Raw genomic sequence first — 11,713 nt, 5'->3', positions numbered from 1 at the left:
CGCCAAGCTTTCGTCATATTACACACGTAATCAATAATCGACATAGCAGCTAAGGGAGATCGGCCATGCTCAGTCGCCACCTTCGCGCGGCCGGCGTCAGCGTTCTATCCATGGCGTTGATCGAGAGCTCTCCCGCATCGGCCCTGCCGCCGCCCGACGACGGCGCGGCTACGCCCGAAGCCTGCGCGGCGCTCGGCTTCTCGACCGGTCGAGACAGCGATCTTCATGTTTCGGGGATGAAACGCGCGACCACGAACGGCGCGCCCGTAATGGCGTACGCGGCTCCAGTCGGCGCGCCGCCACCGCCTCCCCCGCCGCTACCGATACCCCCTGTCCAGCCACGCCCGGCGCCATCGATCATCAGCGCCGCCCCGCCCGTCCCGACCAGCTATCCGATGCGCGGCGACGTCATTCCCCGCCAGGACACCGAGCGCTATCCCGGCGCGGCGGCCAATCCAGTCAAGCGCGTGGCCGAGGAGCCGGTTTCGACCTTCTCGATCGACGTCGACACGGCCGCCTACGCCAACACCCGCCGGTTCCTCAACGACGGCGCCGTCCCGCCCAGTGACGCCATCCGGGTCGAGGAACTGATCAACTATTTCGACTACGGCTATGCCCGCCCGGCCAGCGCCGAGACGCCGTTCCGCGCCACCGTGGCGGTCGCGCCCTCGCCCTGGTCCAGCCAACGCCAGATCCTGCATATCGGCCTGCAAGGCTACGCCGCGCCGCGCACCGACGCGCCGCCGCTGAACCTGGTGTTCCTGGTCGACACCTCGGGTTCGATGATGGGGCCAGACCGCCTGCCGTTGGCCCAGAAGGCGCTGAATATCTTGATCGACCAGCTAGGGCCGCGGGATCGAGTGGCCATGGTCGCCTACGCCGGTTCCGCCGGCGCGGTGCTGGCGCCCACCGACGGGCGCTCCAAGCTAAAGATGCGATGCGCCCTGGGCGCCTTGCGCGCGGGCGGCTCGACGGCGGGCGGCCAGGGCCTGGAGCTTGCCTACGCCCTGGCCAAGCAGAACTTCGCCAAGGGGGCGGTCAATCGCGTGATCCTGGTCACCGATGGTGACTTCAACGTCGGCATCGCCGATCCGACGCGACTGAAGGACTTCGTGGCCGATCAGCGCAAGAGCGGCGTCTACCTGTCGGTCTATGGCTTTGGTCGCGGCAACTACAACGACACGATGATGCAGGCCCTGGCCCAGAACGGAAACGGGGTCGCGGCCTATGTCGACACGCTGAACGAGGCCCGCAAGTTGCTGCGCGACGACTTCGAAAGCAGCCTCTTCCCGATCGCCGACGACGTGAAGATCCAGGTCGAATTCAATCCGCGTCAGGTCAGCGAGTATCGGCTGATCGGCTACGAGACGCGCCTTCTGAACCGCGAGGACTTCAACAACGACCAGGTCGACGCCGGCGAGGTGGGCGCGGGGGCGTCGGTCACGGCGCTCTATGAGATCACGCCCGTTGGCGCGCGCCCCTCCTCCGACCCGCTACGCTACGGCGACAAGACGTCCCCCGCGTCGAAGGTCCCCGCCGGGGAGCTGGCCTTTCTGAAGGTGCGCTACAAGCCGCCGGGCGGATCGACCTCGAAGGTGATCGAGCGCGCCATAGGGCCCGCCGACCGCTACGCCCCCCTGGCCGCCGCCCCGGAATCGACCCGCTTCGCGGTGGCGGTCGCCGCCTACGGCCAGAAGCTGCGCGGCGATCCCTGGCTCGAGCCGGGCTTCGACTGGCCGGCGATCACCGCTCTGGCGCAGGGCGCTCGCGGCGCCGACCCGGACGGCCTGCGGGCGGAATTCGTCCAGCTGACGAAGGCCGCCCGCGACGTGAAAGCGCGATAGCTACCGTCCCGTCGGCATGTCCTTGAACGCCACGTCCTTGTCGACGCGGACGTCACCCGGCAGGCCAAGCACTCGTTCGGCGATGATGTTCTTGAGGATCTCGTCAGTGCCGCCAGCGATGCGCAGGCCCGGGGCCCACATCAGGCTCTGCTGGAACGCCGCCTCGGCCGGGGCCTGGTCGGCATCGACGAGGATCCCGTACTGGTCCTCCATCTCGACGGCGGTGTTGGCCAGCTCCTGCAGCTGGTTGGCCGAGATGATCTTGCCGATCGAGCTTTCCGGTCCCGGGGTCTGGCCGCGCGACAGGGCGGTCATGGTGCGGAAGCGGGTGAACTTCAGCCCTTCGGACTGCACGTACCAGTCGGCCAGCTTGTCGCGGAAGCCCTGGTCCTTCAGCGCCGGACCGGCGACGCCCGACAGCTCGCGGGCCAGCTTCATGATCTCGCGATAGTTCGGGCCGGCCGAGCCGCCGACCGCCAGACGCTCGTTCATCAGGGTGACCAGGGCCACCTTCCAGCCGTCGCCGACCTCGCCAAGCCGCTGGCTGTCCTTGACGCGCAGGTCGGTGAAATAGACCTCGTTGAACTCGCGACCGCCCGACATCTGATGGATCGGCCGGCATTCGACGGCGGCGTCGCGCATGTCGATCCAGAACATGGTCAGGCCCTTGTGTTTGGGCACATCCGGGTCCGTGCGAGTCAGCAGGATGCCGTAGTCGCAATAGTGCGCGCCGGTGGTCCAGACCTTCTGGCCGTTGATCACCCATTCGTCGCCATCACGCACGGCGCGGGTGCGCAGGGCCGCGACGTCCGAGCCGCCGGCCGGTTCGGAGAACAGCTGGCACCAGATCTCCTCGCCGCGCACGGCGGGGCCGACGAAGCGCTTTTTGGTCTCGCCGTCGGCGAAGGCCATGACCGTCGGCACGCACATGCCCAGGCCGATCGTGAAGTAGCCGTAGCCGAGGCCCGCCTTGGTCTCTTCCTGGCCGAAGATCACCGACTGGATCGGCGTGCCGCCGCCCCCGCCGATCGCCGCGGGCCAGGTGATGCAGGCATAGCCCGCCGAGGCCTTGGTCGCCTGCCAGTCCTTGGCGGCGGCCATATGCTCGGGCGTGTTCGGCTTAACCTCGCCCCATTTGGCGCGGTGGGCGGCGGCGTTCTCGGCCAGCCAGGCGCGGGCCTTCTCGCGATAGGCCGCTTCTTCCGGGGAGTCGTTGAAGTCCATGATCCAGTCTCCCTTACGCCGCGTTCTTCTGTTCGAGCTGGCTGACCAGCCGTTCCTTCCAGACCTTGGGCGCGCCGGCGACCAGGCTGAGCTGCCGCGAGCGGCGGTAGTAGAGGTGGCAGTCGACGTCCCAGGTGAAGCCCATGCCGCCGTGCACCTGGATGTTCTCCTTGCTGGCGAACCAGAAGGCCTCGGACGCGGCGATGCGCGCCGCCGACGCCGCGATCGGCAGCTCCGGCGCGTCGTCGTTCAGGGCCCAGGCGCCGTAATAGGCATTGGAGCGGGCGACCTCGTTCTTGACGTACATGTCGGCCAGCTTGTGCTTGATGGCCTGATAGCCGGCGATCACGCGGCCAAAGGCGTAGCGGCCCAGGGCGTATTCGCGCGCCATCTCCAGGCAGCGGTCGGCGCCGCCCAGCTGCTCGAACGCCAGCAGGACAGCGGCGCGATCCAGGATCGCCTGGACGATCTCGAAGCCGGCGCCCGCGTCGCCCACCCGCTCGGCGGCCGCGCCGGCGAAGGTCAGCTTGGCGACGCTGCGGGTGGGATCGAGGCTCTTCAGCGTCTCGCGCGTCACGCCCGCGCCGGTCAGGTCGACCAGGAACAGGCCGGGGCGGCCGCCCTCGCTGGCCAGAACCAGGGCGACGCCCGCGACGTCGCCGTCGGTGACCGGGATCTTGGTTCCGGAGAGCTTGCCGCCCTCGACGCGGCACTGCAGGCTGGCGGGCCCGACCACGCCGGGACCTTCCGAGGTCGCCAGGCAGCCGATCAGCTCGCCAGCGGCGACGCGCGGCAGGATCGACGCCTTCTGGGCGTCGGAGCCAAAGGCCATGATCCCTTCGGCCAGAACGTAGACGGTCGAGGCGAACGGGATCGGCGCCACGGCGCGGCCCAGCTCCTCGGCGATGGCGCACAGCTCGACGCGGCCAAGGCCCAGACCGCCGAACTCCTCCGGGATGCAGGCGCCCAGCCAGCCCTGCTCGGCCACGCGCTTCCAGAGTTTCTCATCGAAGGCGCGCTCGGGGTTGTCGAGCACGCCCCGCACGACGCTGACATCGCAATGAGCAGCGAGGAATTTGCGCGCCTCGTCCTTCAGGAACTTCTGGTCGTCCGAATAGTCGAAATCCACTGGATCCTCCCTGGACCGGGCTCTTTCGGCCGGCCTCGGGAGCACACTGAACGACGTTCACGCGAAGGGAAAGCCTGCCCCGGCGTCAAGAATTTCAGTCGGCGGCGACCGTCTCGGGCGTCGCGTCCGGGCGCGCCTTGAACATGCCTTCGCGCCACGCCATCCAGAGCACGACCACCGCGACGGTGGTCCCGACGACCATGGCCGCCGGCGAGGCTTCCGGCCCGAACGCGCCGCCGCTGAGGAACTCCGGCGCGCCAGGCTTGGGCGTGCTCACCAGCCAGCTCTCCTTGACCGGAATACCCGAGACCGACGCGCCCCAGATCCAGCCCTGGGTGAAGTTCCACGCCGCGTGCACGCCAATGGACATCCACAGGCGTCCCGTCAGCAGGTAGAAGCCCGCCAGCATCAAACCGGCCTCGATCGCGATGGCGATGGCGGCGGTCAAGGTGGCGTTGGGGTTGGCCAGGTGCAGGGCGCCGAACAGCAGGGCCTGTAGCGCCAGCGCGGGCCAGATCCCGAAGGCGCGCATCAGCAGGCGCAGCACGATCGCGCGCATCAGAAGCTCTTCCATGACACCAGACTCGATCGCCATGGCGATCGTGCTCCAGGGCGAGGCCGAGCGCGGGCCGCTGATGTCGTAGACGCCCATCGCGTAGAGCCCCCCGACCGCCGCGCTGAGCATCAGAGCGCCGATCAGCAGGCCCAACGCCAAGTCCAGCGGCGCGTGGCGAAGGCTCAACTCCTCCGGCCATCGCCCTTCGGCGAGGCGGACGACGAGCGCGTAGAGCGCTAGGCCAGCCAGGCAGACGGCCGCGACGCCAAGCACCGCCGCGCCGTGGCCGGCCTTGCCGGAGATCGGGCTCTCGATGACCTGCGCGCCCGCGTAGATCATCGTGAAAACCACGAACAGCGCCACCATCCAGCCGAGCGCCCTTAGCCAGCGCAACGGCCCCGGATGCAACACGCGTCGGCGACCGACTTCCATACCCCGTTGAACGTCCGTCACGAGTCCCTCCGCCAAGATCGAAACAAAACCAGCCGTTGCTTCGCCCCTAGCTGTCAATCACGGACAGAGAGGTCCTTGCCGACGCTCCACGCCGACGACCTCCGCATATGATGGTCAGCCGTCTGACGGCCTTTGAGCAAACGGTACGCTCAGTTCAAAAACGACGATCAATCGGCATCAGCGCGGAGGTTGCTGTTCTCGAAACCCACAACAACTCAATCGATCAAGGTTAGTGAAGTCGTTACCAGGTTGTACAGTTATACCTGGAGTTGAAATCCGCTTACTACTGAGCTGAATATTTTGCCTTACGGTACGGGCATCATTGATGCCATGCTCGCAGAACGCGATTCTCCGAAAGCCATGACCAAGGCTCAGTTCAAGAAAAACCAGCGAGTGTGGGTGGACAGCGTCGGCGCCTGGGCGACCGTTGAACGCGTCGTGCCGACATGGGTCGGTGGTTTGCCGGAACCGGTTCGCGTCACCTATGACCTCGGTCTGGGCCGCATGTTCCACGCCTTCGAGCTGACCGCGGATCCCCGAGACGCCCCGGCCCCGCCGAGCCAGGAGCATTGGCGCCTCGCGCGCGGTCCCAACCGTTGGCGAAGCCAAGACGAGTCCCCTCGGCATCCGAACCCGGGCACCTATCCGATCGTGTTCACAGACCCCCAGGATTGGGGCGGATGGCGCGTGCCCAGAGCGGAGTACGACCGCGATCCCGAGCGTATCGAGGCGCAAGCGCGGATGATCGCCGCCGCGCCCAGGATGCGCGCCCTGATCCAGGACTTGATCACGCTGGTGGCCAACGGCGCGGCGACGCCCGAGGTGCTACGCGGCCTGGCCCGCCGCGCGGCGACCCTGGAGCTGGAGTTTCGCGACATGCACGGCGACGAGGCCGCTCGCGCGAAGACGACCACCGCTCCCGCCGCGGAGCGACCGCCCCCGCCTCGGCCGCGCTCTTCGCCCCCCGCGCCAGAGTCTTCGCCCGCCCCGCGGGGCCTGAGGGCGCCTTCCCTTTCCGAGCGGATGGCCGCGCTCGAGCGTGAGCTGAACCTGCGCCCCAACGCTTCCAGCGCCTTCGCTCCCGCGCCTCGCGCCGCCAGGCCGTCCTCGGCGGAGAGGCCCGAAAGCGTTCAACCGACGAATTTCCCGCGGCGACACCCCAAGTAATCGCGCCTCGCGCTGGCGCAAACGCGTGGACGGTCTTAGCTAGGGGTCATGCGCACCGACACGCCCCAGCCGATCCGGCTGACCGATTACCGCCCCTTCCCGTTCTCGATCGAGACCACGCGACTGGTCTTCGACCTGAATCCCTCCGCGACTCGGGTCCGGGCCGAGCTCGTGGTGCGGCGCACCGGCGACGCCGGCGAGCCCTTGGTGCTGAACGGCGAGCGGTTGAAGCTGCTGTCGGCGGCCATCGACGGGCAAGCGCTGGGCGCCAACCAATACGCGTTGGACGCGGAATATCTGACGATCCACGAGACGCCCGACCAGTTCGTCCTGACGACCGAGGTCGAGATCGATCCGCTGGCGAACAAGGCCCTGACGGGCCTCTACATGTCCGGCGGCAGGTTCTGCACTCAGTGCGAGGCCGAGGGCTTCCGCACCATCACCTTCTTCCCCGACCGTCCGGACGTGCTGAGCCGCTATAGCGTGCGGATCGAGGCCGACGGCGGCCTGCCCCACCTGCTCAGCAACGGCAACCTGGTCGACCAGGGCGCGCTGGACGGCGCGCGCCACTTCGCCGAGTGGATCGACCCCTTCCCCAAGCCGGCCTATCTGTTCGCCCTGGTCGCGGGCGACCTCGACGTCCTGACGGACAGCTTCGTGACAATGAGCGGTCGCGAGGTGGCGTTGAAGATCTTCGTCGACCCCGGCCAGGCTTCGCGCGCGACTTACGCGCTGGACAGCCTCAAGCGCGCGATGAAGTGGGACGAGGAGGCGTTCGGCCGCGAGTACGACCTCGACCTGTTCATGATCGTCGCGGTGCGCGACTTCAACTTCGGGGCCATGGAGAACAAGGGACTGAACATCTTCAACAGCTCCCTGCTGTTGGCCGATCCCGAGACCGCGACGGACGCCGACTTCGAACGGATCGAGGCCGTGGTCGCCCACGAATACTTCCACAATTGGACCGGAAACCGCATCACCTGTCGCGACTGGTTCCAGCTGTGCCTCAAGGAAGGCTTCACGGTCTTCCGCGATCAGAGCTTCAGCGCCGACATGCGCGGCGCGGCTGTCCAGCGCATCAAGGACGTGCGGGCCCTGCGCGCGCGCCAGTTCGCCGAGGACGCCGGTCCGCTGGCCCATCCGGTGCGTCCGTCCAGCTATCTGAAGATCGACAACTTCTACACCGCGACGATCTACGAGAAGGGCTCGGAGATCATCCGGATGCTGAAGACCATCCTGGGCGCGGAGGCGTTCCGGAAGGGTTGCGACCTCTACTTTGATCGCCACGACGGCGAGGCCACGACGGTCGAGGCGTTCATCGCCTGCTTCGCCGAGGCCTCCGGCCAGGATCTCTCCAACTTCTTCGCCTGGTACGAGCAAGCCGGCACGCCGTCCGTGACGATCACCAGCGACTATGACGCCGACACCCAGGCGCTGACGCTGAACCTGCGCCAATCGACGGCGCCCACGCCGGGCCAGCCGACCAAGAAGGCCCTGCCGATCCCCGTCGCCATCGGTCTGCTGTCTCATGACGGCGAGAGCCTGCGCGACACCGAGGTCGTGTTGCTCGACGAGGACGCCATGACCCTGCGTTGGGAAGGCGTGGCTCAGCCGCCGGTCCTGTCGGCGCTGCGTGGCTTCTCGGCCCCCGTCAATCTGACGACGGACGCGCGCCCCGCGGATCGCTACGTGCTGTTCGGCGCGGATCCGGACCTCTTCAACCGCTGGGAAGCCGGCCAGACCCTGGCGCGCGACCTGGTCCTGCTCCGCGCCAGCGGTTCGCCGGACGAGGTCGGCGAGGAGCGCTACGCGGACGCCTTGGGCCAGGCTCTGGTCGACGCCTCGTCCGAGCCGGCCTTCAAGGCGCTCCTGCTGAGCCTGCCGTCGGAACCCGACCTCGCCCTGATGTCGGAGCCGGCCGATCCGACCGCCCTGCACGAGGCCCGAGACGCGCTGCGCGTCCGGATCGCGGTCCACCTGGGCGACCTGCTGCGCCGACTGCATGGCGAGATGCAGGACGCGGGCGAGTTCTCCGCCAGCGCCGAGGCCGCGGGCCGCCGGGCGCTGCGGAACGCCTGCGCCGACATGCTGTCGGCCGATCCTCACGAAGACAATCTGGCGCGCCTGCTGGGCCACTACGAAGCCGCGCGCAACATGACCGACATGATCGGCGGGCTCTACCCTCTGGTCAGCATCGGCGGCGCGGCGCGCGACAAGGCGCTGTCGCGGTTCCACGAGACCTGGGCCGCCGAGCCGCAGGTGCTCGACAAGTGGTTCGCCATACAGGCGCGGGACCCCAACCCCGATGTTTTGGAACGCGTCATCGCCCTGACGCGCCACCCGGCCTTCGAGCCGACCAATCCGAACCGGCTGCGAGCCCTGGTGTCCACCTTCGCCAACTTCAACCCCGCGCGTTTCCACGACCCAAGCGGCGGCGGCTATCGCTTCCTGGCCGACCAGATCCTGGCCGTGGACAAGTTCAACCCAATGACGGCGGCGAGGCTGGTCGAGCCGCTGGGCGCTTGGCGGCGGTACAGGTCCGATCTTGGCGCTCTCATGCGGCAAGAGCTCGAGCGCATCGCGGCGCATCCGGATCTCTCCAAGAATGTCTTGGAGCTGACCACCAAGTCTTTGAGCTGAAGCCGCGAGCGTTGAACCGCGGATACATTGCGACCAATACGCCCATCCGTGCGGAAATGACGGTTCGGCGGTGACGCCACCATGGCCCGTAAGCTAGATTCACGTTCTGGCGAAGTGACTCGCCGGGGTGTTCCACGGGAGTCGTGCGTTTGGGTAGAGGCGGGGCGAGACACGGGGGGACGGCCAAGGCCGGACCGACCGCGCCCGCGGCCTCGCGGGCGAAGCCCGTGCGCGCGCCGTCTCAGACCTTCGCGCGCATCGCGATCCTGTCGGCTTTGCTTCTGCTGGCCGTCTACACCGCTTTCGGTCTGAAACGGATCGAGGACGAGAGCCGCGCACGGCTTGAAACACCCGCCCTGGCGGCGAAGGCTGGACTGATCGCGGGTCGCGTCGAGACCAACCTCGCCGCTCAACGCGCGGGGCTCTCAGCCGCCGCGGACGTTTTGACCCGTGATCCCGACGCCGCGGCGGACGCCGCCCAGATGGCCTTGCGGGCCGCCGGCGGCGAGGCGGCAGCCATCGCCGTGGTCGCCCCGACGGGAATTCTGGCCATCGCCGGACGGGACGAGGGCGCGGACTGGAAGTCGGCCGCCAGAGCGGCCCAGGCGTCCGGTCGGACGATCTGGACCGGCTCCGTGGGCGCGTCGGGACGGCTCTATGTCGCGACCTTGGCGTCGCTTGGCTCGACGCATGCCGTTCTGATCGCCAGCGGCGATGCTTCCCGTCTCATCGAAGAGCCAGTCCCGGGCGAAAGCAGCGCCCTAGCGCTCCCGGACGGCTCGCTGATCGTCGCCCGCGGCGCCCTGGCCCAGGGCGCGACAGGGCCGCGGCGGGCGTTCGCGCTGTCGCCGGCGGACCTTGGGCGCCCCGCGAGCCACCTGCGAGGCCGCGCCCTCGACGGAAAGCCGCTCGACGTCGCCGTCAAGCCGGTCGGCGAAGGCGCCCTCGCCGTCCTTTCGGCGGCGCCAAGCGCTCGCGATGACGGCGTTAGCGCCAGCGACGCCCTCGGCCTGCTGATCCCGCTGGCCGCCGGCATCGCCCTGGCGCTCCTGCTGGTGATCCAGAGCCGCAAGTCCGAGGCCGCCCAGCGCGAGTTCATCGACAGCGAACAACGTTTCCGGCTGGCGGTCGAGGCCGCGCGCTGCGGCATCTGGGAATGGGACCTGAACGCCGACGAGGTGTTCCTGTCCGACGTGACGGGGGCCATGTTCGGTTGGGGCGGTGGGGGCGTCGTCTCGGGCCAGGATCTCTTGGAACGCATCTCGCCGGATCACCGCGAGCGGCTAAGGAAGGCCCTGACCAACGCCGCCCTGTACGGCGCCTTCGACGTCTCGTTCCGCGTTCCTGCCGCGGCGCAGGGCCAGCGCTCGCTGTGGATCGACGCGCGTGGCCAGGGCTTTGGCAAGGCCGACGCCGACGGTTACGCCCGCATCATCGGCGTGGCGCTCGACGTCACCGAGGAGCGGGTGGCCCAAGCCCGCGCCCAGGCCGCGGAGAACCGACTGCGCGACGCCATCGAGAGCGTCTCCGAGGCGTTCGTCCTGTGGGACCGCCACGGGCGGCTGCTGATGTGCAACCGCAACTACCGCAACGTCTTTTCCCTCGACCCGAAGCTCCTGCGGCCGGGGGCGGCCCGCGCCGAGATCAACCGCCACGCCGCGCTCGCCATCCGGCAGGACCACGCCGCGCCCGACGGCGCCAAGGGCGCGCGCGAGGCCGAGCTTCGTGATGGCCGTTGGATCCAGATCAGCGAACGCCGCACCGCCGAGGGCGGTCTCGTCATGACCGCCTCGGATATCACCGCGATCAAGAACCAGGAAGAGTCCCGCCGCCTCAACGAGGAGCAGCTGCAGAACGCCGTCGCGGGCCTGGAGCGCAGCCAGGAGCAACTGGCCGAACTGGCCCGCAAGTACGAGACCGAGAAGGTCAGGGCCGAGGGGGCGAACCGGGCCAAGAGCGAATTCCTGGCCAACATGTCCCACGAGCTGCGGACGCCGCTGAACGCCATCAACGGCTTCTCCGAGATCATGATGAACGAGATGTTCGGCCCGCTCGGCGACGAGCGCTACAAGGGCTACAGCCAGGATATTCACTCGTCGGGTCAACACCTTCTGGCGCTGATCAACGACATCCTCGACATGTCCAAGATCGAGGCCGGCAAGATGAACCTGAAGTTCGAGCCGATGCACTTGGAGGATGTCGCCGAGGACGCCGTCCGGCTGGTGCGCAACCGCGCCGAGGCCGCGGGTCTGAACCTCGGCATCGACTTCCCGCCCCTGCCAGAGATCGAAGCCGACTATCGCGCCATCAAGCAGGTGCTGCTGAACCTGCTGTCCAACGCGATCAAGTTCACGCCGCGCGCGGGCAGCGTCACCCTGAGCGCCGAGATCCGACGCGATCCGTTCGGCGACATGGTCCGGGTGTCCGTCGCCGACACCGGGATCGGGATCGCCAAGGAGGATCTGGCCCGCCTGGCGCGCCCGTTCGAGCAGGTGGAAAGCCAGTTCTCCAAGACCACCCAGGGGACCGGCCTTGGCCTGGCGCTGACCAAGTCTCTGATCAGCATGCACGACGGCGTGCTGGACATGACGTCCACGCCTGGCGAGGGGACGACGGTCAGCTTCGCGCTGCCGATCCGCCAAAGCGAGCATGGCATCGCCAGAGACTTCGCCGCCGCCTAAGGCGGGATGTCGAAATATT

The 11,713-nt window shown here is 68.2% G+C and carries 7 protein-coding genes; 4 read left to right on the top strand and 3 right to left on the bottom strand.

Annotated elements, in window-relative coordinates; translation table 11 throughout:
• The first annotated feature begins 65 nt into the window (after window positions 1-65).
• Window positions 66-1,844 carry a vWA domain-containing protein gene (locus tag J2728_RS17650; RefSeq protein ID WP_310001267.1) on the top strand — a complete coding sequence of 593 codons (1,779 nt, stop codon included), beginning with the start codon at window positions 66-68 and terminating at the stop codon, window positions 1,842-1,844.
• Here the strand turns inward: J2728_RS17650 and J2728_RS17645 are convergent, their stop codons facing one another.
• The 3 genes from J2728_RS17645 to J2728_RS17635 all read right to left on the bottom strand — a co-directional run bounded on the left by J2728_RS17645 (window position 1,845) and on the right by J2728_RS17635 (window position 5,206).
• Complete coding sequence (locus J2728_RS17645) at window positions 1,845-3,068, bottom strand: acyl-CoA dehydrogenase family protein (RefSeq protein WP_310001265.1); 1,224 nt, start codon at window positions 3,066-3,068, stop codon at window positions 1,845-1,847.
• 13 nt (window positions 3,069-3,081) lie between these two features.
• Window positions 3,082-4,197 (bottom strand): acyl-CoA dehydrogenase family protein, encoded by a 1,116-nt coding sequence (locus J2728_RS17640; RefSeq protein WP_310001263.1) that lies wholly within the window; start codon window positions 4,195-4,197, stop codon window positions 3,082-3,084.
• Window positions 4,198-4,291: 94 nt separating this feature from the next.
• Window positions 4,292-5,206: a CPBP family intramembrane glutamic endopeptidase gene (locus tag J2728_RS17635; RefSeq protein ID WP_310001261.1), complete on the bottom strand. Its 915-nt coding sequence runs from the start codon at window positions 5,204-5,206 to the stop codon at window positions 4,292-4,294.
• A 330-nt stretch (window positions 5,207-5,536) separates the two neighbouring features.
• On the opposite strand from J2728_RS17635, the gene J2728_RS17630 reads away from it, so the two are divergent.
• From J2728_RS17630 to pleC, 3 genes are all read left to right on the top strand, one after another.
• On the top strand, window positions 5,537-6,373 hold the full coding sequence (locus tag J2728_RS17630; RefSeq protein WP_310001259.1) for a hypothetical protein: 837 nt from the start codon (window positions 5,537-5,539) through the stop codon (window positions 6,371-6,373).
• 48 nt (window positions 6,374-6,421) lie between these two features.
• Window positions 6,422-9,013 carry an aminopeptidase N gene (gene pepN / locus J2728_RS17625; RefSeq protein ID WP_310001257.1) on the top strand — a complete coding sequence of 864 codons (2,592 nt, stop codon included), beginning with the start codon at window positions 6,422-6,424 and terminating at the stop codon, window positions 9,011-9,013.
• A 149-nt stretch (window positions 9,014-9,162) separates the two neighbouring features.
• Window positions 9,163-11,694, top strand: coding sequence for a cell cycle histidine kinase PleC (gene pleC / locus J2728_RS17620; RefSeq protein WP_310001592.1), 2,532 nt, complete (start codon window positions 9,163-9,165; stop codon window positions 11,692-11,694).
• Window positions 11,695-11,713 lie beyond the last annotated feature (19 nt).

This window comes from Caulobacter segnis (assembly GCF_031454995.1).
GTDB classification, from domain to species: Bacteria; Pseudomonadota; Alphaproteobacteria; order Caulobacterales; family Caulobacteraceae; genus Caulobacter; species Caulobacter segnis_E.
Note: the sequence above shows the minus strand (reverse complement) of the source record. Positions and strands in the feature narration are given on the sequence as shown.

Excerpts from the sequence above, each read along its gene's own strand:
- J2728_RS17650 (WP_310001267.1), top strand. The coding sequence starts at position 66 with ATGCTCAGTCGCCACCTTCGCGCGGCCGGCGTCAGCGTTCTATCCATG.
- J2728_RS17645 (WP_310001265.1), bottom strand. The coding sequence starts at position 3,068 with ATGGACTTCAACGACTCCCCGGAAGAAGCGGCCTATCGCGAGAAGGCC.
- J2728_RS17630 (WP_310001259.1), top strand. The coding sequence starts at position 5,537 with ATGCTCGCAGAACGCGATTCTCCGAAAGCCATGACCAAGGCTCAGTTC.
- pepN (WP_310001257.1), top strand. The coding sequence starts at position 6,422 with ATGCGCACCGACACGCCCCAGCCGATCCGGCTGACCGATTACCGCCCC.